24 protein-coding genes and 2 tRNA genes are annotated in these 26,833 nt (G+C 68.4%); 10 read left to right on the top strand and 16 right to left on the bottom strand.

The window, feature by feature from the left end; translation table 11 throughout:
- Nucleotides 1–41: 41 nt before the first annotated feature.
- A complete protein-coding gene (locus ABZ382_RS11160) occupies nt 42–1,094 on the bottom strand; it encodes an LLM class flavin-dependent oxidoreductase (RefSeq protein ID WP_357086846.1) in 1,053 nt (350 codons plus the stop codon).
- Nucleotides 1,095–1,148: 54 nt separating this feature from the next.
- On the opposite strand from ABZ382_RS11160, the gene ABZ382_RS11155 reads away from it, so the two are divergent.
- Both ABZ382_RS11155 and ABZ382_RS11150 read left to right on the top strand, forming a co-directional pair.
- The gene (locus ABZ382_RS11155) at nt 1,149–1,646 is read left to right on the top strand and encodes an SRPBCC family protein (RefSeq protein ID WP_357086844.1); all 498 of its coding nucleotides are present in this window, start codon (nt 1,149–1,151) and stop codon (nt 1,644–1,646) included.
- 32 nt (nt 1,647–1,678) lie between these two features.
- Complete coding sequence (locus ABZ382_RS11150; protein WP_357086842.1) at nt 1,679–2,239, top strand: TetR/AcrR family transcriptional regulator; 561 nt, start codon at nt 1,679–1,681, stop codon at nt 2,237–2,239.
- A gap of 70 nt (nt 2,240–2,309) precedes the next feature.
- Here the strand turns inward: ABZ382_RS11150 and ABZ382_RS11145 are convergent, their stop codons facing one another.
- The 3 genes from ABZ382_RS11145 to ABZ382_RS11135 all read right to left on the bottom strand — a co-directional run bounded on the left by ABZ382_RS11145 (nt 2,310) and on the right by ABZ382_RS11135 (nt 6,376).
- The gene (locus tag ABZ382_RS11145) at nt 2,310–3,314 is read right to left on the bottom strand and encodes a glycerophosphodiester phosphodiesterase family protein (RefSeq protein ID WP_357086839.1); all 1,005 of its coding nucleotides are present in this window, start codon (nt 3,312–3,314) and stop codon (nt 2,310–2,312) included.
- Nucleotides 3,315–3,441: 127 nt separating this feature from the next.
- Nucleotides 3,442–5,604 (bottom strand): serine/threonine-protein kinase, encoded by a 2,163-nt coding sequence (locus ABZ382_RS11140; protein WP_357086836.1) that lies wholly within the window; start codon nt 5,602–5,604, stop codon nt 3,442–3,444.
- A 115-nt stretch (nt 5,605–5,719) separates the two neighbouring features.
- Nucleotides 5,720–6,376 carry a TetR/AcrR family transcriptional regulator gene (locus ABZ382_RS11135; RefSeq protein ID WP_357086834.1) on the bottom strand — a complete coding sequence of 219 codons (657 nt, stop codon included), beginning with the start codon at nt 6,374–6,376 and terminating at the stop codon, nt 5,720–5,722.
- A gap of 122 nt (nt 6,377–6,498) precedes the next feature.
- Here ABZ382_RS11135 and ABZ382_RS11130 point away from each other — a divergent pair, with 122 nt between their 5' ends.
- Entirely contained in the window at nt 6,499–6,873 is a 375-nt protein-coding gene (locus tag ABZ382_RS11130) for a nitroreductase/quinone reductase family protein (RefSeq protein WP_357086831.1), read from the top strand.
- A 41-nt stretch (nt 6,874–6,914) separates the two neighbouring features.
- On the opposite strand, the gene ABZ382_RS11125 is transcribed toward ABZ382_RS11130, so the two are convergent.
- From ABZ382_RS11125 to ABZ382_RS11115, 3 genes are all read right to left on the bottom strand, one after another.
- Nucleotides 6,915–7,778 carry an SGNH/GDSL hydrolase family protein gene (locus tag ABZ382_RS11125; protein ID WP_357086828.1) on the bottom strand — a complete coding sequence of 288 codons (864 nt, stop codon included), beginning with the start codon at nt 7,776–7,778 and terminating at the stop codon, nt 6,915–6,917.
- A gap of 113 nt (nt 7,779–7,891) precedes the next feature.
- Complete coding sequence (locus ABZ382_RS11120; RefSeq protein ID WP_357086826.1) at nt 7,892–8,551, bottom strand: TetR family transcriptional regulator; 660 nt, start codon at nt 8,549–8,551, stop codon at nt 7,892–7,894.
- A gap of 76 nt (nt 8,552–8,627) precedes the next feature.
- On the bottom strand, nt 8,628–9,059 hold the full coding sequence (locus ABZ382_RS11115) for an SRPBCC family protein (RefSeq protein ID WP_357086824.1): 432 nt from the start codon (nt 9,057–9,059) through the stop codon (nt 8,628–8,630).
- Between the two features lie 169 nt (nt 9,060–9,228).
- Between ABZ382_RS11115 and ABZ382_RS11110 the strand changes: the two genes are divergently transcribed.
- From ABZ382_RS11110 to ABZ382_RS11095, 4 genes are all read left to right on the top strand, one after another.
- Nucleotides 9,229–9,978, top strand: a complete 750-nt coding sequence (locus ABZ382_RS11110; protein WP_357086822.1) for a protein phosphatase 2C domain-containing protein — start codon at nt 9,229–9,231, stop codon at nt 9,976–9,978.
- A gap of 95 nt (nt 9,979–10,073) precedes the next feature.
- Complete coding sequence (locus ABZ382_RS11105) at nt 10,074–11,948, top strand: YhgE/Pip family protein (RefSeq protein ID WP_357086820.1); 1,875 nt, start codon at nt 10,074–10,076, stop codon at nt 11,946–11,948.
- A gap of 64 nt (nt 11,949–12,012) precedes the next feature.
- Nucleotides 12,013–12,086: transfer RNA gene (locus tag ABZ382_RS11100), tRNA-Met, on the top strand.
- A gap of 597 nt (nt 12,087–12,683) precedes the next feature.
- Nucleotides 12,684–13,124 carry a hypothetical protein gene (locus ABZ382_RS11095; protein WP_357086818.1) on the top strand — a complete coding sequence of 147 codons (441 nt, stop codon included), beginning with the start codon at nt 12,684–12,686 and terminating at the stop codon, nt 13,122–13,124.
- A 2-nt stretch (nt 13,125–13,126) separates the two neighbouring features.
- Here ABZ382_RS11095 and ABZ382_RS11090 read toward each other — a convergent pair whose 3' ends face one another.
- Nucleotides 13,127–13,630: a hypothetical protein gene (locus tag ABZ382_RS11090; RefSeq protein ID WP_357086817.1), complete on the bottom strand. Its 504-nt coding sequence runs from the start codon at nt 13,628–13,630 to the stop codon at nt 13,127–13,129.
- Nucleotides 13,631–13,684: 54 nt separating this feature from the next.
- On the opposite strand from ABZ382_RS11090, the gene ABZ382_RS11085 reads away from it, so the two are divergent.
- Nucleotides 13,685–13,758: transfer RNA gene (locus ABZ382_RS11085), tRNA-Met, on the top strand.
- 166 nt (nt 13,759–13,924) lie between these two features.
- Here the strand turns inward: ABZ382_RS11085 and ABZ382_RS11080 are convergent.
- The 3 genes from ABZ382_RS11080 to ABZ382_RS11070 all read right to left on the bottom strand — a co-directional run bounded on the left by ABZ382_RS11080 (nt 13,925) and on the right by ABZ382_RS11070 (nt 15,465).
- Nucleotides 13,925–14,065, bottom strand: a complete 141-nt coding sequence (locus ABZ382_RS11080) for a hypothetical protein (protein ID WP_357086815.1) — start codon at nt 14,063–14,065, stop codon at nt 13,925–13,927.
- A gap of 63 nt (nt 14,066–14,128) precedes the next feature.
- Nucleotides 14,129–15,037 carry an alpha/beta hydrolase gene (locus tag ABZ382_RS11075; protein WP_357086813.1) on the bottom strand — a complete coding sequence of 303 codons (909 nt, stop codon included), beginning with the start codon at nt 15,035–15,037 and terminating at the stop codon, nt 14,129–14,131.
- The gene (locus ABZ382_RS11070) at nt 15,037–15,465 is read right to left on the bottom strand and encodes a hypothetical protein (RefSeq protein ID WP_357086811.1); all 429 of its coding nucleotides are present in this window, start codon (nt 15,463–15,465) and stop codon (nt 15,037–15,039) included. Before ABZ382_RS11070 ends, ABZ382_RS11075 begins: the two co-directional genes overlap by 1 nt.
- 167 nt (nt 15,466–15,632) lie before the next feature.
- Between ABZ382_RS11070 and ABZ382_RS11065 the strand changes: the two genes are divergently transcribed.
- A complete protein-coding gene (locus ABZ382_RS11065) occupies nt 15,633–16,685 on the top strand; it encodes an alpha/beta hydrolase (RefSeq protein WP_357086808.1) in 1,053 nt (350 codons plus the stop codon).
- Nucleotides 16,686–16,910: 225 nt separating this feature from the next.
- Here the strand turns inward: ABZ382_RS11065 and ABZ382_RS11060 are convergent, their stop codons facing one another.
- The 4 genes from ABZ382_RS11060 to ABZ382_RS11045 all read right to left on the bottom strand — a co-directional run bounded on the left by ABZ382_RS11060 (nt 16,911) and on the right by ABZ382_RS11045 (nt 20,932).
- Complete coding sequence (locus ABZ382_RS11060) at nt 16,911–18,371, bottom strand: NAD(P)/FAD-dependent oxidoreductase (RefSeq protein ID WP_357086806.1); 1,461 nt, start codon at nt 18,369–18,371, stop codon at nt 16,911–16,913.
- A gap of 20 nt (nt 18,372–18,391) precedes the next feature.
- On the bottom strand, nt 18,392–18,838 hold the full coding sequence (locus ABZ382_RS11055) for a VOC family protein (RefSeq protein WP_357086804.1): 447 nt from the start codon (nt 18,836–18,838) through the stop codon (nt 18,392–18,394).
- Nucleotides 18,839–18,873: 35 nt separating this feature from the next.
- Entirely contained in the window at nt 18,874–19,716 is an 843-nt protein-coding gene (locus ABZ382_RS11050) for an alpha/beta hydrolase (RefSeq protein WP_357086802.1), read from the bottom strand.
- Between the two features lie 337 nt (nt 19,717–20,053).
- Complete coding sequence (locus tag ABZ382_RS11045) at nt 20,054–20,932, bottom strand: alpha/beta hydrolase (RefSeq protein WP_357086800.1); 879 nt, start codon at nt 20,930–20,932, stop codon at nt 20,054–20,056.
- A gap of 237 nt (nt 20,933–21,169) precedes the next feature.
- Between ABZ382_RS11045 and ABZ382_RS11040 the strand changes: the two genes are divergently transcribed.
- Nucleotides 21,170–23,998: an AAA family ATPase gene (locus ABZ382_RS11040; protein WP_357086798.1), complete on the top strand. Its 2,829-nt coding sequence runs from the start codon at nt 21,170–21,172 to the stop codon at nt 23,996–23,998.
- A gap of 66 nt (nt 23,999–24,064) precedes the next feature.
- Here ABZ382_RS11040 and ABZ382_RS11035 read toward each other — a convergent pair whose 3' ends face one another.
- Nucleotides 24,065–26,806, bottom strand: coding sequence for a LuxR family transcriptional regulator (locus tag ABZ382_RS11035; RefSeq protein ID WP_357086797.1), 2,742 nt, complete (start codon nt 26,804–26,806; stop codon nt 24,065–24,067).
- Nucleotides 26,807–26,833: the final 27 nt, after the last annotated feature.

Below are 26,833 nucleotides of genomic sequence, written 5' to 3'. Positions count from 1 at the left end.
CAATCGGTTCCGGGCCCTTCTGCTATCCGAGTCGCCGCGGTTCAGGCGTGCGTCAGGTCGAGAAGTCGGCGCAACGTGATCAACTGCTCCTCGAACGGCGTTTCCAGCTTTGCCAGCAGTGTCGAGATCCCGGCCGCCCGGTACTGCTCGATTCGTGCGGCGATCGTCTCCGTCGTACCGACCAGGTTTGTGTGGCTGCCCAGTTCGAGCGGCACCGCCCGCCGGGCCTCCTCGCGATTGCCCGATGCCCAGAGTTCGGCCACCTGCCGCACCGCGGGCCCGAAACCGAGTCGGGTGAAAGCCTCGTTGTAGAAGTTGCGCCCCGCCGCACCCATGGCCCCGATGGTGAACGCGTACCCCTCGGCATGACGGCGAACCCGTTGCGCCGCATCGGCCTCGTCATCGGCGAACTCGACGGCGACCGGTGCGACCAGATCGAGGTCACCGAGGGTGCGCCCGGCTGATTCCGCGCCTTCGCGCAGGGGATCCAGGAACACCTCACCGGCCTCGGGAATGAAGGCATTGCCCAGCCAGCCATCCGCGGCCGCGCCGGTGAGGCGCAGGTTCGCCGGGCCCATGGACGCCACGTAGATCGGCACCTCGCGCGGCGCGACCAGCGGACGCAGCGCGCGCCCGGCGCTGTCGGGCAGCGGGAGGGTGTAGACCTCGCCGTCGTACTCCAGGGGCTCTCCGTGGCTGATCAATCGCACGATCTCGATGGTTTCCCGGGTGGTGCGCACCGGCTTTCGGAACCGCACGCCGTGCCAGCCTTCCATGACCCGCGGACCGGATACGCCGATGCCGAGCCGGAATCGGCCGCCGGACAGCTCTTGCAGGCTCAGTGCCGACGTGGCGAGCAGCGCGGGTGAACGGGAGCCCAGCTGGACGACGAAGGTGCCCAGTCCGATCGAAGTGGTCTTGGCGGCCAGGTAGGCGAGCCCGGTGAGGGCGTCGTAACCCCACACCTCCGGCACCCACAGCGAGGTGACGCCGAGTTTCTCGGCCTCCATCGCGAAGTCGGCCGCGCCGGGCAGGCGGGGTTCGATGACGACGCCGACCTGCAGCGATTTCCGAGTGGGCTCCAATGCGACCATGGACTATGTTATAGACCATAGAAACTGTTGTTGGGAACCCCGAAAGGTTTCACCGTGCGCTATCGCGATCAACCGACCGTCGAAGTATCCGAACGTGTCACCTGTACCCCCGCCCAGGCGTGGGCATTGGTCACCGACATCACGCTGCCCTCCCGGGTCTCCGAGGAACTGGCGACGGTGGAGTGGCTGGGCGAGTCGGACGGGGTCGTGGTCGGTGCGCGCTTCCGGGGTACGAACCGGCACCAGGCTCTCGGCGACTGGAGCACCGAGTGCGAGGTGATCGAGGTCGAAGCCGAGCGGCGCTGGGTGTGGGCGGTGCACGGTCCCGAAGGCGTCAGCGCCACCTGGGGTTTCGAAGTCGACCCGGCCAATTCCGGAGTGATCGTGCGGCAATGGGGCCGGATGGGACCGGGGCCGTCGGGCCTGAACGTGGCTATCACCGCCTTGCCGGAGAAGGAGGCCCGCATCGTCGCCAATCGCCTGGTGGAGTGGGAACGCAATATGCGGGCCAATCTGGCGGCTGTGAAGGCCGCCCTGGAACTCGAGGCCTAGCGATGGCGGAACGCGGGACGACCAGACGGCGAATGCTGATCGGCGGCGTGGAGCTGTTGCGCGAACGCGGTTCGGCGGGCGTGACCATCGATGCCGTACTGGCTCGCACCGGTGCGCCGCGCGGCTCGGTCTACCACCACTTTCCCGGCGGGCGGCGGCAATTGCTGAGCGAGAGCCTGGGGCTGGCCGGGGACGCCATCACCGATCTCATCGAGTCTTCCGCGGAAGACGGTCCTCGCCAGGCCCTGCGTCGCCTGGTCGAATTCTGGCGGCAGCTGTTGCGTGACGGCGACTTTCACGCGGTGTGCCCCGCCGTCGCGGTCGCGGTCGGCGGCTCCGAGGACGATCGCGCCCTGCACCCGGAGGCCGCCACCATCCTCGCCCGCTGGCGCACCGCTCTGGTCGCTTCGCTCACCGGCGCGGGAGTGCCCATGGTCCGCGCCGAAAGCCTCGCCACCCTCAGCCTCTCCGCGATCGAGGGCGCGATCGTGCTGTCCCGCGTCGAACGCTCCCTGCGACCCCTGGAACTGGTCGCCGCCGAACTGGAACCGCTGTTGGTCGCAGCGGTCGGCGGCTCCAGTGACCAGCGTTGACACCCATGTGGGATCCGACGCGATACCCGGATCGCAACATCACACGCCGGCCGACACTGCCCCGAGCGGGTCAGGGATAGGGGGTCGGCAGCGGCATGCCCCGCTCGGTCAGCACATCGCGCAACCGGTCGGGATAGTCGGTGATGATCCCGTCCACACCCTTGCCGATCAGTGTGCGCATGGTGGCCGCGTCATTGGGAGTCCACGGAATGATCAATATGCCGTTGTCGTGCGCCTCCTCGACCATGCTCCGGGTGATCAGCGGAATCTGCACCGAGCCGTCCGGCGGCAGCGACTCCATCGGCTGAATCGCCTTCGCGCCGAAGGATTTCGCGGTCTTGACCAGACTGCCGCCGTACATGATCGGATGCAGGCCACCCAGCCACGGCGAGAACGGATACACCTTGGTCGGGTCCGTGAGCGCATAGAGCGGCAGAGCCGGGTTCACCCGATGCATGATCTGCAAGGCGCCCCAGTCGAAGCTCTGGATCTTCACCGTGCGATCGAATCCGGACCGGCCCACCTCGCCGACCACGCGATCCACGAAGTCGGCGGCCGGCCGGGTGTCGCCGCCGGAAGGATCGGTCTTCAACTCGATGCTGAACGACATCGAGGTTGCACCCCGACTACGCGCGAGCTCGAAAATCTCGGCCAGAGTTGGCATTTTGGCACCGGGGGAGGTGTGTTGACCGGGGAAATCCGACTGCGCCTTCGAGCCGCAGTCCACGGTGCGGACCTGCTCGAAGGTCAGATCTTTCACCAGCTTCCCGACATACGGATACTGCGCGTCCCCCGAGGTGACCGGCCCGGTGTCATTGCATTTCGCACCGTCGACCTTGCTGTCGTGTGTGACGACGTCGTGGCCGTCCTTGGTGATCGCGACATCCAATTCGAGTGTGGTGACGCCGATTTCCAGCGCCCGCGCGAAGGCGGGCAGGGTGTTCTCCACCGTCAGTCCGCGTCCGCCACGATGGGCCTGCAAGTCGAAGGCGGCCGGCGCAGCCTGCGCGGGTGCCGGAAGTACCACGGCGGTCACTCCGAGCACGGCCGCGCTGAGCAGGAGACGGGTCTTCACGTCGCGAAACCTCTCGTCCAGAAATGGAACGCGTTACATCAGAACACGGGATGAGGCGCATGTCCGCCGAACCGCCCCTCCGGTTCTTTCCGATTCCGGCGCACCGGATTCGGCGGCGCGGGGCGGGCTAACTGTTCGCCAGGATCACGTACTGGGCAGCGGCGCGCCGGCGCACATCCTGCTCGTCATTACTCCAGACGAAGGCGATATGTCTGCCGAACGTCACGCCGCACTGGAACCGGACGTTGGCGTCGGCGGCCCAGATCGAGTCCTTGGCCTCGAAGCAGCGCGCCGCGCCCAGCTTGGGCGGGGCGTCGATGTCGCGCTTGATGTACTCGGCTCGGTCGGACTTCACCGTCCCGGTGAGAAACGTCCGCGCGGCGTCCTCGTCGCGGGCGCGCAGCACATTGCTCTCGTTGGTGGTCGCGCACCGGTCGATCCCGGCCTTCTCCGACAGGCGGTCCCGATGCGGTTGGGCGTTCTCGCACAGCGACGCCGCGCGGGGACCGATGCTGCCGTACGTGGGGGAGATCAGCTGCTGGTCATTGGTGACGAAGGCCCGGTGCAGCATCTGATCCGGATCGCGGGTCTGCATGGTCAGCGAGGCGTCCACGACCATGCGCACGTTGTCGAGCAGCGGGGACTGGGCGGTGAACACCTGGCCGACGCGCTGGGCGAGGGCGTCGGCGTCGAGTCGTGTCATATCCAGCGCCGCGATGATGGAGGTCACGAAGGTGCGGTACGACCAGGTCGCGCCGATGGTCGGCGAGGTCGGCCGATAGTGGGCGTGCGCCTGGGCGAATCCGGGGATCGGGATCCGGACATTGTCGGGGCTGGCGGCGAAGTCGACCGCCTCCATCTCCGTCGCCGCGCGGGCCGCGGCGTCCGGGTTCGGATAGGACATGGTCAGGATCAGCAGCATGTTGCCCTCCGGCTTGCTGCTCCAATCGGTGAATCGCTTGGTGAGACCGACCACCCCGTAGGCGCTGATCATCCCGTACTTCTCCATCACGGGCTGGGTGAGTGGCGTGCTGGTCCCGGCGATCATGGTCGCTGCCCCGGCCGGACTCGTCTGCGCGGTCCCGTAGCGGTGATCGAGGGAGGTGTCGATCTGGAACGGATCGGGCATGCCCTCGGCGATCGCGCTCGCGGCGAGGGCCCGGCCCTCCTCCACGGTGGGCGAGCCGGTGAACTTTCGCGGCGTGGTCGAGTAGTGGCCGACGTCGAGCGCGGCGAGGTCGAGTTCCGAACCGCCCGATCGGCGCAGCACCTGCCAGGTGACCAGACCGGCGATGAGCGCGGCCACGAGAACGACGATGCCGATGAGCAACGGCTTCCGGCGGGAACGAGGCGGTGGTGCGGTCTGCCGCGGTGGTGCGGCGTCCATCGGACCTGGCTGCGGCACACCGAAGTACGGCATCGGCATCGACCCGATGGTGGTCACGACCGGCGTGTGCTCCGGTGCCACCGCGGCTTTGGCGGCCACGGCCAGCATGCCCGCGGTCGGGAACCGGTCGGCCGGATCCTTCGCCATGCCGCGCGCGACCACCTGGTCGAGCGCCTGCGGAACCCCGGGCCGGATCATCGAGGGCGCGGGCGGGGGCGCGTAGAGGTGAGCATGCATCAGCTGCGGCGCCGTCTTGGCCTGGAAGGGCTTCAGCCCGGTGAGGCATTCGTGCAGCACGCAGGCGAGCGCGTAGGTGTCCGCGGCCGGCGTGGTCCGGCTGTCGGCGAACCGCTCCGGGGCCATATAGGAGAAGGAGCCGATCGCCGCCCCGATCGTGGTCATCCGTTCGGAGGTCATCGTATTGGCGATGCCGAAGTCGACCAGGTACACGAAGTCGTCGTCCGCGACCAGGATGTTGTCGGGTTTCACGTCGCGGTGCACGAGGCTGTCCCGATGCGCGGCGTCGAGGGCGGAGGCCACCTGCGCGACGATCGCGACGGCGCGCGCGGGCGGCAGGAAACCGTTGTCCGCGATGAGTTCTCGCAGACTCATGCCCTCGACGAGGCGCATGTCCAGGAACAGCTTCCCGTCGATCTCCCCGTAGTCGTGGATCGGGATGACGTGGGCTTCCTTGAGCCGGGCCGCGACGTGCGCCTCGCGCTCGAACCGTTGCCGGAACCGCGGATCGTCCGCGAGCCGTTCGGTCAGCACCTTCAGGGCGACGGTCCGTCCCTTGACGGTGTCGAAGGCCTCGTAGACCTCACCCATGCCGCCGCGTCCGATCATCCGGTCGAGCCGGTAGCGGCCGAACATCGTTCCGGCGCGCCATGATTCATCGGGCACGAGAATCCCTCCCCGGTCGGCGACGGCCGCGGATCGGGCGCGGCGGCGTCTCGGGAAATTGTCCTACCGGCGGGGGAGAGGGGCGGGGTATTCGGGCGATTCGGCCGCCGGTCGATCAGGCCTGCTTCCGGCGAGCCTCGAGCGCATCGAGAATGAGGTCCAAGCCGTAGGCGAATTCGGCGGTGTGGTCGTAGCCCGCCGCGAGGGCGTGGTCGACGATCATCTCCCGCAGGTGGGGCAATTGATCGGGAGGCAGGCCTTCGAGGATCCCGCTCGCCACGTCGTCGACGTCGGCGGGTGTCGTGATCGGCAGGTTCGCTTCTTGGAGAACGTATCCGCCGGTATAGCTGTCGATGAGTGAGATCGCGTGCGCGGCCAGCGGTAGCGGGAAGCCCGCTTCGCGGAGTACGCCGAGCACCGCGTCATGGCTGCGGAGCGTGGCCGGTCCCGGGTTGCGCCGGGAGTCCACGAGTCCGAGCGCCCAGCTGTGCCGCGAGAGAACCGCGCGAGCGGATCGGGCGCGCACGCGAATCGCGTCACGCCAGTCGCCGCCTCCGGACGCGGGGAGCTCGATCGCCGCGAACACCGTGTCGACCACACCGTCCAGGAGACCGTCCTTGTTCGGCACGTGGTGGTACAGCGACATGGCCTCCACGCCCAGTTCCTGTGCCACCCGCCGCATCGTGATCGCTTCCACGCCACCACGGTCCGCGACGCGGATGGCGGCCTCCAGCACGCGTTCCCTGCTCAGTGGTTGCGATGGTCGCGACACGGCGGCTCCCTGGACGAGGTGTTGACAGGCTTACGATCGTAAGTCAACCTTACAAACGTAAGGGTGACTTACGCATGTAAGGCACCGACGTCATGCGCGCTACCGTCAGAAGGAGATGCACCATGCCGATGCCGAGATGGTGGGGGCACGTGAACAAGCGGGTGTTCAACCCGCGCGCGATCGCGAGCGGGAAGTGGCCGGTGCTGACCCATGTCGGCCGCAGCTCCGGCGCGACCTACCGCACCCCGATGGACGCCTACCCGATCGACGGCGGCTACCTGTTCGTCCCCGTGTACGGATCGCGCTCGGACTGGGTGCGCAATGTCCTGGCCGCGGGCGGAGCCGGCCTCCGAATCGACGGGACGGAAGTGGAACTCACGGCGCCGCGTCTGGTCGGAGCGGGCGAGGCCATCCCGGCCTTCCTCGAGAAGGGGGCGCGGCCACCGAAATTGCTCCGCATCACCGAGTTCCTCCGCATGAACGTGGTCACGGACTGATCGTCCGCGCCACAGGGAGGCGGCTGCTGGGCGCTACCGCGTCACAGCGCTTCCGCGATCAGGTTCGCGAACGCCTGTCCGCCAAGGGCATTGGGATGGAACGGCGCGGCCGGGGAGGCTGGCAGCAGCGGCTCGATCCAGCGGTCCTGCGGGGCGGCGCACGAGTCGTGTCCGAGACTGGCTCGACGCAGATCGACGAAGGTCGCGTTGTGGGTGGCGGCTTGGTCGGCGATGCGGTCGCCGAGGCGGTCGATGGTGGTCTGCAGGTAGTCGGCGTCGCGGGCCGTGATCGGGGCCGCGAGGTCCGGGCATCCGCCGGGGCGCAGGTACTGGCCGTAGCTGGTGATCATGATGCGCGCGCGGGGTGCGCGACGCGCGATCTCGTCGAGGGTGGCGCCGATGGTCGAGGCGGCGGCGTCCACCTTGTCCGCCAGTTGGTCGACGCCGCCACCGGTGAAGCGGTCCACGCAGGCGCGGGCGGCATTGTCCGGCGCCGGGTTCAAGCAGCCGATCAGGTCCCCGAACAGTCCGGCGTCGTTCGCTCCGATGGTGAGGGTGACCAGATCGGTGCTCGCGCTCAAGGCGTCGTACTGCGGTGTCGCGCCGCGGCCCCAGCCGGGACCGGCCTTGTCGAAGTCCTGGGCTTTGGCTCCGGAGCAGGTCACGTTCCGGAAGTTCCGGATACCCAGGGTGGCGGCCAGTCGTGCCGGATACCCGTTGTCGACCGATTGCAGGCAGCTCGCCGAGTCGCCGCCCTGGGCCGGTACCAGGGGTCCGGCCGCGAACGAGTCGCCCAGGGCGACGTACTCCTCATAACTGTGCGGGCTCGCGTCGGCCGCGGCCGGCGTCGTGAGCATCGTCGCGAAGGCCGCCGCGGCGGCGAGGCCGGTCAGTGCGGAACGCATATGTCCTCATCTCGATCGAGGCTGAAATCTGTGCGAGTGTACAGATTATTCGAATCTGTGCGTTTGTACAGGATTTTTGGGTGATTCGCTGTGCCGCTGGGGGTTTCGAGGAGCTACTCGGGTTCCGGCCCGACGCGTCGCTGCAACAGCCGGTCGGCCGCGTCGCGTTCGGGCCCGGCGAGATGCGACAGCGTCAACGCGCGCAACGCCCGGTGCAGGGAATCGGCTTCCACCGCCCGGGTGCGCGGCCGGCCGAGGCGATGCAGCAGGAATCCGTCGATCATGGCCACGATCTGCCCGGCCGCCTCCTCGGGATCGACGGCCCCGCAGGCGCGCAGCACCCGCACGGCGAGCGCTTCGAACTGTTCGAGCGCCTCGGTGACGGGACCCTCCAGTTCGGGTCGCCGCCCGGCGTCCAGGTACAGCTGGAACTGGGCGATCACCGCGGTGCGGGAGCGGGCGGCGGTGACGGCGATGAGCCGCAGCAGTTCGTCGAGGGTGGGGCGTTCGGCGAGGGCGTTCTCGAACATCGGCCCGAATTCGGCGATGCGGTCGCGGACCTGCAGTGCGAGCGCCTCGTCGATCAGGTCCTGGACGGAGGCGAAGAAGTATCCGGTCGTCGCGCCCGGTAGGTCGGCGCGGGCGGCCACCTTTCGATGGGTCACCGCCGCGGGGCCTTGCTCGGCGATCAACTCCAGTGCCGCGCGGACCAGTGCCTCGCGCCGCAGCCGGCTGCGTTCCTGTCGGGGCTGTTCGCGCGCGGGACCGCCCATGCCTCCCAAACCCTGTTCGGCGCACAGGCATCCGGGCATCCTGTGCGAATGCCCAGATTCTAGTGCCTGCGGTGTGTCAGCCGTAGAGCTGGACGAATCGTTCGAGGGAGCGTTCGATATCGCCGCGCAGGGCGCGCGCGACGGCCGAGCCGATGGGGCCGAACAGCGGCGCGCCGCCGAGTTCGAAGTTCGCGGTGACCTGTGAGCCGCTCGAACTCGGTGCGACCCGCAGTTCGATGCCGAACTTGGTGCCGCCGATGCCGGAACCGTTGAGGATCAACCGGTTCGGGGGTTCGGCCGTCTTGACGGTCCAGGTGACGCGATTGCGGAAGCCCTTGACGGTGGCGACGCCGACCAGCCGGGTGCCGGGGGTGAGTTCGTCGGGGACCGTTCCGCGCCAGCCCTCGTGCAGGGTCAGCCACTTGTCCAGTTCGGGCAGGTCGGAGGCGTGCGACCAGGCCTGGTCGGGTGGGATCGGGACGTCTACGGAAACCTTGAGCTTGGCCACGGGTGCGATGGTATCCGTTACACGACGTAGCACTGAATGTGCAGGGGTCGGGTCGGCGGTTCCTCAGCAAGCCCACAGGCAATTCGGGAGCGGAGCAGGGGTTTCGCCCGTTGAATGGGTAGTGCTGGTCGACAGCACCCCGTGAGGCCGAGTCCCAGGAGGTCGGGTCGTGCACACCGAAGCCATCGAGGTGGGAGACGTCGAGGTCGATGCGGGGGCGCTGCTCGTCCGGGTGTCGGGGGCGGGGGTGAGCCGGTTGGGTCGGCGGACCGTCAATGCGGACGCCTTCGCCACGTTCACCGATGTGCGGAGTGGGCGTAGCGCTTTCGTGGTGGCCGACGGCGTCGGCGATCATCTGGCGGCGGCCCGGGCGGCGCGACTGGCGGCCTCGATCGCGGCCAAGGTGGCGGCCACCGAGGGTGCGGAGGCCGGAATCCTGGCAGCGCAGCGGGGATTGGTGGACGAGCTACCCGAGTCGGCCGCCGACTGTGTGCTGGTGGTCGCGGTGCTGCCGGCGCAGGGGCAGCCGGACGGGCCGTGCGATATCGCGTGGGTGGGGGACTGCCGGGCCTACCGCTGGAACGGCCGCGTACTGCATCGCATGACCACCGATCACACGGTGGCCGAGTACTTCCGGGCGCGCGGGCATGACCCGCTGCCCGGTATGCGGCATCTGGTGACCACGTCGGTGCGCACGGTGCGGCCCGGCGATATCGGCCGCGCGACCACCGGGTCGAGTTCGGGACGGCTGCTGCTGTGCAGTGACGGGGTGGGCAAGCAGCTCGGCATGCCGATCATCAAATCGATCCTGGCGCAGGGGTCCTCGGCGGGTCAGGTCGCGGAGGGGCTGGTCGGTGCGGCGCTCGGGCGGGGCGGCACTGATAACACGACGGCGCTGGTGGTGGACGCGATTCGCTGACTCGTCAGGACAATTTCCCCGAATCCACCCATACTGGTCGAGCGACCAACTAGCTTGGGCTCGACCGTTTCACTGGGCAGTATCGGGGTTTCGCCGTGGCAGACAGATCGACATCCATTCGCGCACGCATCGGCGAGCTGCTCCGGACACGCCGGGCCTCGGGTCCGCTTCGGGTCCTGGTGGTGCTGTTCCTGGTGGTGCCGACGCTCATCTCGGCGGTCTACATGTGGATCATGTGGGACCCGGAGCTGTACCTGAAGCAGGTCCCGGTCGCCGTCGCCAGCGACGATGTCGGCGGTATCTCCGACGGCAAGGCCCAGAACATGGGCACCGAGATTCTCGACACCCTGGTGTCGGGCGGCGAACTGCAGTTCCATCGGGTCAGCAGCGCCGAGGCGGTGCGAGGCCTGCGGGAGAGCCGGTACGCCTTCTCGGTCGTCATCCCCGCGGACTTCACCCGCAGCGTCCTGAGCGTGACCGATCCGGTGCCGCAGCGGGCTCGAATCGCGGTGTGGTACAACGACTTCAATGGGACGCTCGGGCCCGCCGTGGCCAATAGCGTGGTCGCCGACGCCCAGCGCCAGATCGCGGCGACCATCGGGCGCGGCTACGCCTCCCAGATCCTGGTCGGCGTCAACAGTCTCGGCGGGGGCATCGGGGACGCGGCCAAGGGCGCGACCCAGCTGGCGCAGGGCACCGCCCAGCTTGCCGATGGCTCCGGGCAACTCTCGACCGGCCTCGACGAGGCCGCCACCGGCGCTTCGCAACTGGTCGCGGGCACCCGTGAACTCCACACCGGCACCGTGCAACTCGCTACCGGCGCCCATGAACTGGTCACCGGCACCGATCAACTCGGCACCGGCGCGACCCAGATCCGCGACGGCGTCGACCAGATCCTCACGCCGCTGCTCGACCTGATCGGCCAGGCGCAGCCCGGCGACTCCGATTCGCTCGTCGGCCAGCTCACCCAATTGCGTGACGGCACCAAGGAACTGGCCCGCCAGCTGACCGACCCCAAGGCCGAATACCGCGCGGGCGTTCTCGCCCTGGCCGACGGCGCCACCCAAGTGCGCGACGGCGCGGCCGAACTCGGCACCGGCGCGACCGAACTCTCCACCGGTCTGCGCCAGCTCTCCGACGGCGGCCGTGAACTCCGCACCGGCGTCACCCAATTGGACGACGGCGCCACCCAACTCGACACCGGCCTGCGCGACGGCGCGGCCGCCGCACCCCGCATCACCGACCCCACGGCCTCCGCCGACGTGATCGCCGAGCCGGTCACCATGGACATCCGCAACCAGGAACCGAGCCAGGTGGTCCGCGGCGGCGACCGCAGCCACAAGGAGATCTCCCGCGGCGCCGGCCCCGCCCTGGTGGTCATGGGCACCTTCCTCGCCGCCATCGTGCTCTGGATGCTGTTGCGCCCGTGGCGAGGATCCGCCACCGGCCGCACCCGCGCCCGCCGCACCGCGATCCCCGCCCTGCGGTCCTCGGCGATCGGCGTGGCCGCCGTAATCGCCTGCGCCGCAGCCGCGGCCGCCTACTCCGCCTCCACCGGCTGGTCCCCCCAGAACTGGTTCGTCATGGCAGCCGTGATCGCCCTGGTGGGCGCCGTAGCCGCCACCACAACCCACCTGTTCGTGATCCTCTTCGGCCGAGTAACCGGCTCCATAGCCGCCTTCGCCTTCTACATGTTCCAGATCTTCACCTTCGGCGGCGTATTCCCCGCCGGCACAACACCCCCCGCCTTCCGCCCCTTCCAAGCCATCGCCCCCATGACCTACGCCCGCCGAGCCATCATCCGCGCCGACATAGCCCTCTACGACACCATGTTCTGGACCTCCACCGCCGTCCTGCTGGTGATGCTCGCCCTATCCCTGGCCTTGATGCTCACCGCCCGCCATTTCGCCACCGCCTCCGCCCGTTCGGAGTCCCCCTCCACCCCGGGCCTCGTCCCCGCCGAAGCCTGAAAACCGCCCCTGACCACCCGATTAGGTGCATCTCCTCCCCTCTGTGTAATGTTGTATTCACCGACGCGGGGTGGAGCAGCTCGGTAGCTCGCTGGGCTCATAACCCAGAGGTCGCAGGTTCAAATCCTGTCCCCGCTACTAGGAATTACGGCCCCGGAACCAATGGTTCCGGGGCCGTAATTCGTTGGAATGGCAACGGATTTGGCAACCCTAGTCAAACTGAATGGCACCCATCGTGTCGTGTCCCGCGCTCAGTGAAGGCCGCATCGGAGTGCGCGAATTGGTCCGCCATACCGAATTCCCCGGCTCCGATCGCAACAACGCTGATTTGAGCCCAGGTGGAGTCACGCACCACGCCATGCGGCATCGCATGAGTGCGTATGGCGGCATGGTTCCGCCCACTTGCGGCTTTGGCGACGATCGATCAGGACGAGCTTGCGAGGGTAGCGGACCGGATTGGTGTCTTGCGTTGGGCCGAGCTCGCTGTCTGCTATCCGGTGGGAGCTGATGCGGGCTGTCCGGGCAGGGTATTCAGCGGTATCGTCGGCCAACTCGGTTTCATCAGTGCGGTGCCGGTGCAAGGGTTTCCGGCATCAGCCGGCTGCGTCTTCGGGTCTGCGTGCCCCTTGAACTAGGGGCACCAAGGCGGTATCACTCGGTTCTTTGCGAACGATAGTGTTCGTGGGCCTGGGTTTCCAGGGCGACGGATGGAGTGACTACGTGAGTGGAGGAACCATGTTGGTTCGTCGAATCGGCTGGGGTGCCCAGTGTTTGGTGGCGGCGGGTGCGGCTGTGGCGTTGAGTGCCGCGCCGGCTTCGGCGGCGCAGGTGATCGATCTGGGGATCGGGTTCAGCAATGGAACCCTCTTCGTCGGCGGAACCTACGCCTTGAGTGCGACGGCCACCGGGGGTGCCATGGGGTCGGCTGCGTCGCTGCCTTTCATTCCCGGCGGTGTCGTGTTCGAGGACAACGGGGCCTGCGTCGGCACGGCCAAGCCGTCGTACTCGAGTTCCGCGTCGGTGAACTGGACTCCGAGCGTTGTTGGCGAGCACACCCTCACCGCCACGTACGAGGGCAGCCGCAAGACCATTGTTGTGAATGTGGTGCCGCTCGCGGACGGCACGACGAGCGTGCCCGCGAAGCCGGGCAACTGCTTGGGTACCGGTAGCGCGTAGCCTCAGCGCATCGAACGGTTCGCGCTCCCCGATGGATACGGGGAGCGCGAACCGTGTTCGAAGGGTCCGCCGTGCCATTGATGAAGACCATGGGGACCGTGCCCTCGAGCAGCGGGCGGACCAATCGGTCGCGCATGTGCAGCCGCTGCTGGACGAAGCGGCCCACCAGGTGAGCGGCCACCGTTGTGGCGGACCACGTCCAGCAGTGAATCCACCTCGGCCCCGGTGGGTTTCGTCTCCGGGCCGAAGAGTTCGGTGAGCGCACGGCGGATGGCCGATCGGGCGAGCAGCGGGCCGATCACATGTCCGGCGGGCGAGGGCAGAATGCGCTGAATCGGACGGGAGCGGTACACCTCGGCGAAGAGGCCGCGATTGAGGAAGATCGCCGCGTCGATCGACGGCCAGGTCGAGTCCTCGGCCCGCCGCGCCAGCAATTCCTGGACCACCGACACCCCGAGGTCGTGGCCGACGACCGTGAAGCTCTCGACGGCGAGCTCGCGGAGCACCCGCCATGGTTTTGGCAATGACCCCGCCCCCGGGGTAGCGTAATCCGCACCCGACGCGGGGTGGAGCAGTTCGGTAGCTCGCTGGGCTCATAACCCAGAGGTCGCAGGTTCAAATCCTGTCCCCGCTACAAACGAGGGCGGTCCTGACCAGTAGGTTTCAGGGCCGCCCTCAATCTTTATCGAGGTTCTTGGCAGCGGATTTGGCAACCGTCCGGTAATTCGGCGCTCAGTAGCACGGCGAACGCTGCGAAACCCATTGCTACCAGTCGTTTTCCGATGGACGCGGTGGCTGAGTCAGCTGATGAGATCCCGCACGGTGGGTCCCTGCCCGTTCAGGACCACGAGCTCGGCCCAGTTCCACAGCATCACCGGGCCCGCGAAAACCTGTGCTCCGCCGGTCTGCTCGCCCCATCCGAACGCACGAAGCAAGGACATCGATCACTCCTCGGTTGAGAGACGATCGCGGCGGCCGTTTCCATGGTGGGTTCGGCGTCGAGATCATTCCTTGGATGTGAAGACGAATTCCCTGACCGTGTGCGCGAACCGACGCGGCTCCTCCAGATGCCCCATGTGCCCGCTGTGCTCCAGTACGACAAGTCGCGAATTGGGGATCAGTTCGTGCAGTTCCAGTCCCCAGCGTGGCCCGCAGATGACATCGTGTCGGCCCACAATGACCAGGGCTGGGATCGTCAGGTTCGGCAACTCCTCCCGGTCATCGACGAGATCGGGAGTCAGGTCCGCGGTCAGGCCCGATATGTAGTTGGCCCGCAGCCCTTTTCGGAAGGCCGCCCACCGCTGTTCGTCGCCCCAGTAGTCGGCGAAATACGACGGCAGGATGCCCCGCGCGACGGCCAGGGTTTGTCGGTCAGTCGAAATGGACTGCATTTCGCCGAAGGCAGTGAGGACCTCACGCAGTTCGGGCCGGTCCGCGTGCGCGGCGGCGAACTCCCGAAGGCGGCGTTCAGCCTCTGCCCCGTGTTCGGCCCCGGTGACCGGTGCGCCCTCGTACAGGACGACACCCGCCAGCCGGGCTGGTCGATGGATCGCGTGATATGCGGCCACGAAAGCCCCGTGTGAGTGCCCGAGTAGATAAACCTCCGGAGCTCTCAGGTGCTCGATCAGCCGTTGCAGCGCAAGGCTGTAGCGCTCGCGGGTATAGCCGTGTGGATGCGTCGGCAGGCGGCCGGATTCGCCGGTGCCGAGAGCCTCCACATACACCATGGTCAGGTGTTCCTCGAGCTCGGGCATACGGAGGTACTCCCAGAAGATTCCGGGGCCGCCGGGGTGGGCGAAGCAGACAGGCCCACTCCCGTACACGTGATACCGCTGGGCAACCCCATCGGAATCGAAGGTGTGGACGCCGGTCGCGAGCGGATCGCTGATCTGGGCCGGGTTCGGTGCGGACATCACGCCGCCCGCAGCGGTGTGGCGAGGGACTTGCGCAGGGACGACGGGCCGACCAGCGGCAGCAGAGCCGCGAGGAGCTTGGCCTTGAACGCCTGGGGGGCTCGGGTCAGCTCGACATCGACACGGCAGCCGGGTAGGTCGGGTGTGATGCGGAAGACCCAACCGCCGCCCGCGCCGAAAAGCTTGGAATCCAGGGTGGTGACGGTGACGGTGTCACCGCCGGGGGTCCAGTCGTAGCGGGCGCGTTCCCATGCGGCGGACGTGCCCTCGGTGACCTCGGCCCAGTTCTCACCGCGGTCGTGAACGACGAAATGCTCGGTGTCGATACTCGGCCACACGTCGGGCCGAGTGGGTCCGAAGTCGGTGAGCACGTCCATGACCTCGGCGGGGGACAGGGTGGATATCAGGTGAAAACGGATAACAGCCATGGAAATACCTTCGTCGCCGCGGGCAGGTGGCCGAATCAGTCAGTTGACGTCGAGGTGACGTAATCCTGTTTCGGTGAGGGTGGCCGGCCGCGGGCCCGGGCCGGCAGGCGCCGATTACGTCATCCGACGCTCGCGGCCACTACCTCGCGGTTTCTAGCGTTCTTGCCATGAATATCAACAGACGATTCTTCGGTGGTGCGCTCGTCGCGGGCGCGGCCAGCCTGACCGCGGCTTCGCTGGCCGCCTGCGGCACCGATTCGGCCGCGACGCCCGCGACCACGACCCCGGTTCCCGGCGCGGACTTGCGGAAAGGCTCCGGCGAGCACACCACACTCGGTCCGATCAAACAGATCGATGCCGGGGTGCTCAGCGTCGGATACGCCGAATTCGGGCCCAGCACAGGGCAACCGGTGATCCTGCTGCACGGCTGGCCCTATGACGCCTACAGCTACGCCGACGTCGGGCCGCTGCTGGCAGCGGCCGGATACCGGGTGCTGGTCCCGTTCCTGCGCGGGTACGGCCCGACTACCTTCCTGTCCGCGCGGACCGTCCGCAACGGGCAGCAGGCGGCGATCGCGCGCGACATCGTCGACTTCATGGACGCCCTGCACATCGACACGGCCGTCCTCGGCGGATTCGATTGGGGCGCGAGGACTGTCGACATCATCGCCGCGCTCTGGCCGCAGCGGGTCAAGGCGATGGTCGCCGTGAGCGGCTACCTCGTCACCGTGCAGGCCGCCCAACAGCAGCCGCTGGCACCGGAGGCTGAACTCGGTTGGTGGTACCAGTACTACTTCGCCACCGAGCGCGGACGCCTGGGCTACAGCAAGAATCGGCACGACTTCAACAAGCTGATCTGGAAACGCGCCTCGCCCGCATGGAATTTCGACGACGCCACCTTCGACCGTAGCGCCGTCGCCTTCGACAATCCCGACCACGTCGACATCGTCATCTCCAACTACCGGTGGCGCTTGAGTCTGGCACCCGGTGAGCCGCAATACGATACCTTCGAGCAGCAATTGGCCGCTGGACCGGCCATCACCGTGCCCGCCATCACCATCGGCAGCGACTTCGATGGGGCGGCCAAGGACGGAAGGCCATACGCCGCCAAATACACCGGCAAGCACGAGCATCGCGTCCTCGACGGGATCGGTCACAATGTGCCGCAGGAGGCGCCGCGCCCGTTCGCCCAGGCGATCATCGACGCCGATCACCTCTGAACGCCCCCGACGGGACTTCGTTCACCCGCCCGGTCCATGGAACCGCCGGGCGGGTTCGTGTCCACAGCCTGCCGCGCTGCCGGAGTCCACCGTCGGGGTCGAGCTCGATGACGGTGTCGATGCCGATCCGGTCCAGGAACGGATAGTCATGGCCGACAGCGAGAATCGCGCCGCGATAGTCAGCCAGGGCATCGACCGGTTGGTCGACGCTCGCAACCGATCGCTCTACCCGAGCGAATGCTGTTGGTCGCGATAGGTTTCCAGCAGCCGCAGCCAGACCTCGCTGATGGTGGGGAACGACGGCACCGCGTGCCAGAGGCGGTCTACAGGGACCTCACCGACGATGGCGATGGTGGCCGAATGGAGCAGTTCGGCGACGCCCGGTCCGGCGAAGGTCGCGCCGACGATGATCCGGCGGTCGGGGTCGATCAGGACTCGGGCCCGTCCCCGATAGCCGGGATCGTGCTGGATCGCTCCGGCGACCCGACCGATATCGTAGTCGACCACGTCCACGTAACGCCCGGTGCGCGCGGCGTCCTCGCAGGTGAGGCCGACCGCCGCGATCTCGGGATCGGTGAACACGACCTGCGGCACCGCCTCGAGGTCGGCGGTCCCGGCGTGGCGATCCCAGCGTCCGGTGTCCAGCGGCTGCTCACCTGCTCGGGCGGTGATGACCGAGCCTGCGATGCGCGCCTGGTACTTGCCCTGATGGGTGAGCAGTGCACGGTGATTCACGTCCCCGACCGCATACAGCCATTCCCCCTCGACCGCGGCCACGGTGAAGGTGTCGTCGGTGGTGAGCCACTGACCGGGGGTGAGGCCGACGGTGTCGAGACCGAGGTCGTCGGTGCGAGGTGCGCGTCCGGTCGCGAGCAGCAGCTCATCGGCAATCAGCCGCGTGCCGTCGGCGAGAGTCAGGTGGATGCTGTCGTCGGGTCCTCCCGCGCGCTCGGCGGCGGTGATTGTGGTTCCGAACCGCAGATCCACTCCGGCTTCCCGCAGCCGCTCGGCGACCAAGTCCGCGGCGAAGGCTTCGACGCGACTCAACAGCCGGTATTCGCGGGCGATGAGGGTGACCTGCGCGCCCAAAGCCTGCCAGGCGGCGGCCATTTCGGTGGCGACCACACCGGCCCCGAGAATCGCGAGCCGGTTCGGTACCTCGCGGGCAGCGGTGGCCTCGCGACTTGTCCACGGCCGCACGGCATCCAGGCCCGGCACTGGGGGCAGGGCCGCGTAACTGCCGGTGCATACGGCGACCGCGTGCCTTGCGGCCAGCCGCACGGTCCTGCCGTCGGGCGTGTGGACCGTCACCCGCCGCGGTCCGTCGAGTCGAGCGTGGCCGCGGATGAGTTCGACATCGACGGAGGCGAGCCAGGCGACCTGGTCCCGGTCGTCCCAGTCGGCCACGATGCGGTCGCGATGCTTCAGGACCGCGGTCGCGTCGAGGGCTCCGGTTACCGCCTCCCGTACTCCGGGGAAGCGGGCGGCCTCGCGGTAGAGCTGTGCGGGGCGCAGCAGTGCCTTGCTGGGTTCGCATGCCCAGTACGAGCATTCACCGCCCACCAGTTCGGATTCGACGATCACCGTGCTCAACCCGGCGGCGCGAGTCCGGTCGGCGACATTCTCGCCGACCGGACCGGCCCCGATGACCACGACGTCGTATGTTCGAGTCTCGTTGTCGGACATGAGGTTTCCTTCACCCCGACTCAGCGGCCGGGGGCGCGCTGCGTGACTTCCTGGAGGAACCAGTCGTTCCCGTCCGGATCGGCGAACGCGGCGAACGATCCGTAGCTGCGCCGCTCCGGATGCGTTCCGGGAACTCGGCTTTCGGTTCCGGCGTGGTGGAACACGCCAGTGGCATCGTGGAACGGTCCGTCGACCGCGATCCCGTGTTCGGACAGCTCCGCGATCGTCTTCTCGATGTCGGTGACGATCAAATGCAGGCCGTGCTGGGATCCGGGCGCGGCCGCGGTGACTCCCGTGCCGAAGATGATCGAGCACTCCGAGCCGGGCGGAGTGACCTGCACGACGCGATAGCCGTCGTCCACGGGGAAGTCGGCGTCGAGCCGGAAGCCCAGGCGTTCGATGTAGAAAGCCTTGGCGCGGTCGACGTCGGCGACGGGCAGGACGATGACTTCCAATTTCAAATCCATGATCCGTGTTCTCCTCGAAGGTCTTTGGCTGCTGATCAGTGGGCGGAATTCTTGGCGGCCTGCTCGATCACCTCGGCCACCCGATCGGGATGCGAGACGGCGACCGAATGCGAGGCCGCGATCTCGGTGACCTGCGCGTGCGCCCGCTCGGCCATGAACCGCTGCGCCGCCACGGGAATGTTGAGGTCCTCGGTCGTGATCACATCCCAGCTGGGCTTGTCGGTCCAGGCGGCCACGGTCGCCTTCTCCTCCAAGGCCGACTGGAGGATCGGTCGCTGCGCCGCGGCGGCCAGGACGGCACGGTCGGCGGGGACATCGGCGGCGAACTGGTCGTGGAACCTGGCCTGCCGGATGTACAGGTCGGTGCCGGAACTGCCGTCGGGATTGGTGAATGCGACCGGGTCGAGCGCGCCGGGCAAAGTGGAGCCGGGGAACTTGTTGGTCAGCTCGAGCGCCGTCTCACCGGGCGCGGGCAGGAAGGCCGCCACGTAGACCAGCGCCTTGACCTGATCGCTGCCCGCCGCGGCGGTACTGATGACCGATCCGCCGTAGGAGTGCCCGACCAGGACGACCGGCCCGTTGATGTGGCTGACCAACCCCCGCAGGGTGACGGCGTCCGCGGCGGGCCCGCGCAGCGGATTCGCCGCCGCGACAACGGGATACCCGTCTTTGCGGAGCTTGTCGATGACGTCGTTCCAGCTCGAACCGTCCGCGAACGCGCCATGGACCAGGACGACGGTGGGCTTCGGCGCGTCTCCCGTCGGCCCGGCATGTGTCGTGGTGCTCGCGGTGCACGCGACGGCGAGGCTGCCCGCCGCCACCGCGGCGGTGACCGCCGCGATCGCCCGGCGGATACGAGGGCGTCGAATGTCGACCATGTCATTGTCCTTTCGAGGAACGGTGAAACACGTTGTGCGACATCCACTGTGGTTCCCGACCCGCGGCCGCCACATCCGTCAACTGACGCCGGACCATGACGTAGTCGCGGGCCTCGACCCCGCCTCCGCCGGTCACGGAAATGCGTCGCGCCCAGCGTCACCTGACTGATTCGCCGGGATGTGCGAGTCGGAGAACGTATTTCCATGACTACTACCCGTCTCCGCAAGCCTGAACGGCCGACGATCGCAGAGCTTTTCGTGTGCGGCCCGATAGCGATGCTGATCTGGTGGGAACCCCCGGAGGTGCGGTCATCGAAAGGCTGATCCGCTTGGGAGATCAACCGCCGCAAGTCGGGGGCTGGTTCGAGGCGGCGACGAACTCGGCCACTGACTCCGCGAACAGGTCGGCCTCCTCCAGATGCCCGAAATGTCCACTGTCCTCGAGGATCAGCAGGCGCGAGCCCGGGATCAGCTCGTGGAGCTCCGCTGCCCAGCGAACACCGCAGATCACGTCGAAGCGGCCGACCACCACCAGGGTCGGCACCCGCAGCGTGGGCAGGGCGGTCCGGTCGTCGATGAGATCGACAGCGCCGTATGCGTCCAGCCCGGAAACATAGGCAGCCCGGGTCGCATCCCGGAACTCGGTCCATCTGTTCGGATCTGCCCAATACGAGGCGATGCAAGCTGGGAGCACCCCGCGCGCCACCCGCACCATCATCTCGTCATCGACTATGTCGGGCATTTCGGCGAACGCTTTCATGACGCCCGGCAGCAGCGGATTACCGGCATACCGGTCGGTGAGCTCTCCGATCCTGCGCTCGACTTCGGCCCCGAACTCGGGGCCGGTGGCCGGTGCACTCTCGTACAGGACGAGCCCCGCCAGCTGGTCGGGGCGATGGATCGCGTGGTACTGCGCCAGGAATCCCCCGTGCGAATGCCCGAGCAGGTGAACGCGTTCGACCGGGAGACGGTCGATCAGCGCGGCCAGGTGTCCGCTGTACAGATCCCTGGTGTAACCGTGCGGATGCGTGGCCAATCGGTCGGAGTCACCGGTACCGGCGGGCTCGAGGTAGACCATCGTCAGCCGCCGTTCCAGCGCGGGGGAGCGCAGATAGTTCCAGGTGATGCCGGGTCCGCCGGGATGAGCTACGCACACCGGTCCGGAGCCGTGGACGTGGTAGCGCAGGGTGATGCCGTCGACGTCGAAGGAAGGCATTTTCGATCATCCTTTGTGTTGTGCGCGCCGACATGGCGCGGTGATCAGTCCAGCCGCGCCGAGGCCGAGCTCCCCAGCAGTGAGCTCCGAGCCACAGGAGCACCGTCCGGCATGTGGTCACCCTCGCCCGCATCCCGGAACCTCACATCAGTCATCTGACGCACGAATCGCGCGGACCCCGTGCCGGGTCTCCGGCGCGAGGGACCCGGGTACAGACCAGGGTTCACCGCGGGGGCGATGCGACCTGGCCCCGGGGATCGTGGACGACGGCCGAAACAAGTTCGCAGCACTGGTGGAAGAGGGCCGACGGGCATGGAAACGAAGAGCATGACGATGGTGGGTCGAGAGGTGGAACAGACGGAGCTGCTCGCGTTCGTCGAATCCGCTACGGGCCGGGCGCTCGTCCTGCGCGGGGAGGCCGGGGTCGGCAAGAGCGCGCTGCTCAGCCATGCCGTCGCGCTGGCCGAACGCGACGGTCACACCGTGGTCCGGGCCGCGGGGGTCGAAGCCGAATGGGCGCTGCCCTATGCCGGACTTCATCAGCTCCTCCATCCGCTGCTCGCGAACGCCGACGGGTTGGATGACGGGAGCCGTGCGGTGCTCGAGGCGGTGTTCGGTGGAGTGCACAGCAATCCGCCATCCGTCATGACGCTCGGCATCGCTGTACTCGATCTCCTTTCGCTGGTATCCGCGGAGCGGTCACTGCTGCTGGTCCTCGACGACGGGCAGTGGCTGGACGACGCCAGCGTGGACGTCTGCGGCTTCGTGGGGCGCCGCCTGGTCGGTGGCTCGGTGAGGCTGCTGGTCGCGATCCGTGTCGACATCGCGTCACGCTTCGATACCGCGGCGCTGCCCGAACTGCCGATCACCGCCCTCTGCGACACGGACGCGGCGTGCTTGCTGGACGGTCGATACCCGCAGCTGGACAAGCAGATTCGCCGCACAGTGCTCGAGCAGGCGCAGGGCAATCCGCTCGCGTTGCTGGAGATGCCCGCCCACCTCGCCGGCCGACCGGACGAGGCGGCGCTGGACGACTTCGCCCGGCACGGCCTATCACTGTCTCGGCGGCTGCAACAGCTTTACGGTGCACGTATCGCGGCCCTCGACGAGAGTGTCCGGACCGAGCTACTGATGGGCGCCCTCGACGGTGCCGGGACCCCGTCCGACGCCGACACCGTCGCTGGTCCGCGTTACCGCATGCTCGACGCCGACCAGGCGGTGGCCGCCGGGCTGCTCGATATCGACCCGGCCACCGGCGATTTCGCCTTCCGCCACCCGCTGGTGGGCTCGACGATCGTGCAGACGGCCACTCCCAACCAGCGCCGCGCGGCACACCGAACGCTCGCACACGTGCACCGAGCGCATCTCGAACGCCGGGCAACACACTTGGCGGCGGCCACCGTCGAGCCCGACGAGGAGGTGGCCGGAATCTTGGAGGCGGCAGCCGAATCGGTCACCCGGCGCGGCGGCGCGCTGGCGGCCGTGGCCTGGCTGACCCGGGCCGCCGAGCTCAGTGAGGATCACGGCGAGCGGTCCCGGCGATTGGCCGACGCGGCGTTCATCGCGGGCCATGCCGCTCGCCTCGGCCAGGCAGATCGGCTCGTCCGCTCCGACCTCGTATCCGGTGCGACCGAGTCACCGGCCTTTGTGCTGGCCTGTGCCTACCAAGCGCTCTACCAGGACGGGGACGTGCGTTCCACCCACCGGCAGGTCACCGCGGCGATCGTGCGGCTGCGCGACGGCGAGTCCGTATGCGGAGATGAAGTCCGCACCCGGCTGGTGATCCTCCTGCTGGCCATCAGCCAGTACGCCGGAGATCGCGCGACTTGGGAGCGCACTCACGAACTGCTCGCGTCGATGAGTGGCATCATCACCGAACCCGAGCGGATGTTCGGCGCTGTCTGGAGCGATGTGACCAGGCACGGCGCGGACTGGGCCGGATCCGTGGAGCGGGCCACCACGCACCTGCCGGACCTGAAGCCTTGGGAAGTCGGGCGTCTCGCCGTGGCGGCCTACCACCTCGACATCCTGAACCAGTACCGTCCCTACCTCCAGCACACCATGGACCGTGAGTTGAAGACGGGAGCCGTGGCCAGCGGCATGATCATGCTGCACCTGGTCATGCTCGACCAGTTGGCGGTCGGCGAATGGGACGCGGCCGAGGACACCGGGCAGCGAGTCCTGGAACTGGCGAAAGAGCATGGATACGGCCTTTTTACGGCCCAGAGTCATGCCTATCTGGCCCTGCTGGCGGCGCTGCGCGGACAATCCCAGCGAGCGCGAGACCTCCAGGCAGAGGCCGACGCTTGGGCACGCCCCCGCGGGCTGGGGTTCATCACCCAGGTGGCGGACTCCGTCGGCGCGATCGCCGCACTGAACTCCGGCGACTACGAGGTCGCCTACCTCTACGCCATCGGCATCACGCCTCCCGGAACGATTCAGCCCTACGCCTATCAGGCCCCGCGCACGCTGCTGGACCTCGTCGAGGCCGCCCGCCACACCGGCCGCATCGACCAGGCCCGCGCTCACGCCCTGGCCGCCCGGGACGCCGGACTGCCGGACGTATCGCCGCGTCTCGCACTGATCACCTACGGTGCGTTGGCGATGACCGCCGAAAGCGAACAGGAGGCCGCCGAGATGTTCGCCCGGGTCGAGTCGCAGCCGGAGGCTGAACGATTTCCGTTCGAGCTGGCCCGAATTCGGCTGGCGCACGGGATACGGGTGCGGCACGTTCACGGGCGGGCAGCGGCCCGCCGATACCTGGTGCTGGCGACCGAGGCATTCGAGCGGCTCGGCGCGGCGGGCTGGGCCGAGCGGGCGCGAGCCGAAGTGCGGACCACCGGCGCCGTTCCCCGGGCCGCGACGCTGAACCTGAGTTCGCTGACCTGGCAGGAACGCCGCATCGCCGACTTGGCGGCGGCCGGGCTGACGAACAAGGAAATCGGTAAGCGACTGCATCTTTCGCCGCGCACGGTCAGCTCGCACCTGTACCGCATCTTCCCGAAACTGAGTGTCACGACCCGGGCGGCGCTTCGCGATGCGCTGAGCCGAACCGCGGAGGTTTGAGTTCAGCGCTCGGTCCTCCGCGGACGTTCGTACAAGACGGTGCCCGCCATGGGGATTCCGCTGAGATCATCGCTCGTCGGGAAGAGCGCCGTCGAGTTCGCGACGGGAGGAGACCCCCAGCTTGGTGAACACCTTGTGCAGGTGCCACTCGACGGTCCGCGGACTGAGGAACAACTCCGCGCCGATCTCGGCATTCGGGCGCCCCGCGCCTGCGAGCCGCGCGATCTGCGCCTCCTGCGGAGTGAGGACCGATGGGCCGGAGGTCCGTTTGCGGACCGTCTCACCGGTGGCGAGCAGCTCTCGGCGGGCCCGTTCGGCGAAGCCCGCCATGTCCATGTGCACGAACGCATCGTGCGCGGCGCGCAGCTCGACGCGGGCTTGCGCGCGTCGGTTCCGGCGGCGCAGCCATTCTCCGAACAGCAGCCGGGTCCGGGCCTCGAGCACGCCGAGCCCACCGCGGCCGAGATGGTCGACGGCCTCGCGGTAGTGGTCTTCGATCTGCTCGGCCGAGCCGGCGGGTCCGGGTGCCTCGGTGAGGGCAATGGCGAGAGCGTGCGCGCCCAGTGCCCAATGTGTGCCGGTCCGAGCCCAATCGCCCAGTTGCTCGCGTGCGTCGGCCGCGACGGACTGCTCGCCGGTGCGAGTCGCGGCCTCGACCAGTTCGCACAGTGCCCAGTTGTGCAGGGCGAAGTCCCGGTACTCCAAGGCGGAACGGGCGGCTTCCATTGCGGCCGAATAGTTTCCGAGTCCATTGTGGAGTACGGCCCGCGCGCATCCTGCGACGCCGAGGAACCGTCCGAGGCCGCGTTGCTCGCCGTCGCGTTCCAGGGCCGCGATCGGGCCCAGCGCTTGTCGTTCTTGTCCTTGGTATGCGCTGATCATGGCCGGGGCAATCGTGGACGCGCTCAGGCGCATCGATTCCTCCGTGGCAGCGAGCTCCGCGAGCAGACCCCGGGCCTCGGAGAATCGCCCGGTGTGGATCAAGGCGATCGTGCGGTAGGTCAGCGCGGTCGGGATGAGCGACAACGTGCCGGTGGCTTGGGCGGTCGCGGTTGCGCGTTCGGTGATGCTCAAACAGCCTTGCAGGTCGCCCAATTCGATTGCGGCGGCCACCGCCAGCCACAACGCGCCCGGGTCGTTGCCGGCGGCGTAGCCGTCAAGCGCTTGCTGCAGGAACGGAATTGCGGCGCGCGGGCCATCCGCGGACCAGGTGACGAAGGCGCGCAAGAACGCCCCTGCCGGGTCGTGGCCGGGTGGCAGACCGCGGGCCGTCTCGGCGGTCTTCCGCAGACCGTCAGGTTCGATCCGACCGGCCCACATGGCCGCACCGAGCGCCGACAGGCAGGTTTCGCGCGCGGCGGCAGGGTCGAGATCCCGGAGTTGGGCCGTCGCGGCAAGCAGTGGCTGCACGGCGCCGAACCCTGGTTTGGCCAGGTACGACGCCAAGGCCCGAAGGCGCGCGGCCTCGGCTTGCCGCCGCGGGTCGGGCGGCCCCAGCTCGGCGGCGGCGAGCAGGTCGGGCACTCGGGCCGTTGCGCCCGCTGCGAGATACGTCCTTGCCGCGGCCACTGCCCGCCGGGCCTGCTCATCCGGGTCGGGGGTGAGTGCGGCGGCACGTTCCAGGAAGGAGGCGGCCGCGGCTCGGCCGCCGCGTGCCAAGGCCCGGTCGGCCGAACGTTCCAGCGCTGCGGCCACCTGCTCGTCAGGCCCGACCGCGGCGTGGGCCTGATGCCAGGCCCGCCGGTCGGGATCGAGCTCGGCGTCGGTGGCCTCGGCGAGGGCCCGGTGTGCCGCGCGGAGCGTGGCGGCCTCGGCGCCGCGCCAGACGGCCGAGCGCACCAGCGGATGACGGAACCGCACCGGGGCTCCCAGGGTGATCAGGTTCGCGGCCTCGGCCGCTGCCCCGGCTTCGAGTCCGATACCCAGCAGGCCCAGGGCACGCCACAGCAGCGGGCCGTCGCCGACCGGCTCGATTGCCGCGACCAGCAAGAGGATCCGGCTGTCGGCGGGCAGCACATCGATACGCCGACGGAAGCCATCCTCGACCTGGGTCGCTATCGGGGCCCCGCCGGGACCACCGAAGCCGAAGGCCAACTCGGTCGGCGACAGTCCGCGGGGCAGCTCCAGCAGTGCGAGCGGGTTCCCGCCGGTCTCCGCGACGATCCGGTCTCGTACGCGGTCGTCGACCGGCCCCGGCAGCACACCGTCGAGCAGTGTCCGGGCATACGGGTCGGCGAGCCCGTGCACGGGAAGCTCCGCCAGACCGGCGAATTCGTCAACGCTTCCGCTATCCGTGGTGCGCTCGGCGAAGACCATCGCGACCGACTCGGCGTCCAGCCGACGCCCGACGAAGGCCAGGATCCGCTGCGACATCAGGTCCAGCCATTGCGCGTCGTCGATCAGGCACAGCAGTGGAACCTCGGCCGCCGCCTCGGCGCACAGACCCAGGACCGCCATCCCGACCAGCAGCATCTCGGGTGGCTTCCCGGCGCTCAGGCCGAATGCGACGCGCAGTGAATCCTGCTGCACCGGCGGCAATTTCTCGAGGTGTGACATCAGCGGGGCACAGAGGCGTTGCAGGGCTGAATACGCGAAATCGGATTCCGCTTCGACACCGGCCGTGCGCACGGTCTGCCCTTGGGTCGCTTGCTCTGCCAGATGGTCGAGCAGTGCCGACTTGCCGACGCCGGCGTCACCGCGCAGGACCAGTACTCGGCTGCGTCCCCCGCGCACCTCGGCGAGCAGGCGGTCCAGTACCTCCAGCTCCCGGTACCGGCCGATCAGCTGGTGTCTCGCGTCCCGCGACATGCCACCTCCGGTAGAAGTTCCTCCCGG

The organism is Nocardia sp. NPDC005825, assembly GCF_040630175.1.
Taxonomy (GTDB): Bacteria; Actinomycetota; Actinomycetes; order Mycobacteriales; family Mycobacteriaceae; genus Nocardia.
This window is presented reverse-complemented; position numbering and strand designations above follow the sequence as displayed.

What these genes read in the sequence shown, in the direction of transcription:
- ABZ382_RS11160 (WP_357086846.1), bottom strand. Translation starts at nt 1,094, where the DNA reads ATGGTCGCATTGGAGCCCACTCGGAAATCGCTGCAGGTCGGCGTCGTC.
- ABZ382_RS11040 (WP_357086798.1), top strand. Translation starts at nt 21,170, where the DNA reads ATGCGACCTGGCCCCGGGGATCGTGGACGACGGCCGAAACAAGTTCGC.
- ABZ382_RS11150 (WP_357086842.1), top strand. Translation starts at nt 1,679, where the DNA reads ATGCTGATCGGCGGCGTGGAGCTGTTGCGCGAACGCGGTTCGGCGGGC.
- ABZ382_RS11120 (WP_357086826.1), bottom strand. Translation starts at nt 8,551, where the DNA reads ATGGGCGGTCCCGCGCGCGAACAGCCCCGACAGGAACGCAGCCGGCTG.
- ABZ382_RS11095 (WP_357086818.1), top strand. Translation starts at nt 12,684, where the DNA reads ATGTTGGTTCGTCGAATCGGCTGGGGTGCCCAGTGTTTGGTGGCGGCG.
- ABZ382_RS11035 (WP_357086797.1), bottom strand. Translation starts at nt 26,806, where the DNA reads ATGTCGCGGGACGCGAGACACCAGCTGATCGGCCGGTACCGGGAGCTG.
- ABZ382_RS11050 (WP_357086802.1), bottom strand. Translation starts at nt 19,716, where the DNA reads ATGGTCGACATTCGACGCCCTCGTATCCGCCGGGCGATCGCGGCGGTC.
- ABZ382_RS11065 (WP_357086808.1), top strand. Translation starts at nt 15,633, where the DNA reads ATGAATATCAACAGACGATTCTTCGGTGGTGCGCTCGTCGCGGGCGCG.
- ABZ382_RS11070 (WP_357086811.1), bottom strand. Translation starts at nt 15,465, where the DNA reads ATGGCTGTTATCCGTTTTCACCTGATATCCACCCTGTCCCCCGCCGAG.
- ABZ382_RS11045 (WP_357086800.1), bottom strand. Translation starts at nt 20,932, where the DNA reads ATGCCTTCCTTCGACGTCGACGGCATCACCCTGCGCTACCACGTCCAC.
- ABZ382_RS11080 (WP_357086815.1), bottom strand. Translation starts at nt 14,065, where the DNA reads ATGTCCTTGCTTCGTGCGTTCGGATGGGGCGAGCAGACCGGCGGAGCA.
- ABZ382_RS11055 (WP_357086804.1), bottom strand. Translation starts at nt 18,838, where the DNA reads ATGGATTTGAAATTGGAAGTCATCGTCCTGCCCGTCGCCGACGTCGAC.
- ABZ382_RS11060 (WP_357086806.1), bottom strand. Translation starts at nt 18,371, where the DNA reads ATGTCCGACAACGAGACTCGAACATACGACGTCGTGGTCATCGGGGCC.
- ABZ382_RS11075 (WP_357086813.1), bottom strand. Translation starts at nt 15,037, where the DNA reads ATGTCCGCACCGAACCCGGCCCAGATCAGCGATCCGCTCGCGACCGGC.
- ABZ382_RS11130 (WP_357086831.1), top strand. Translation starts at nt 6,499, where the DNA reads ATGCCGATGCCGAGATGGTGGGGGCACGTGAACAAGCGGGTGTTCAAC.
- ABZ382_RS11125 (WP_357086828.1), bottom strand. Translation starts at nt 7,778, where the DNA reads ATGCGTTCCGCACTGACCGGCCTCGCCGCCGCGGCGGCCTTCGCGACG.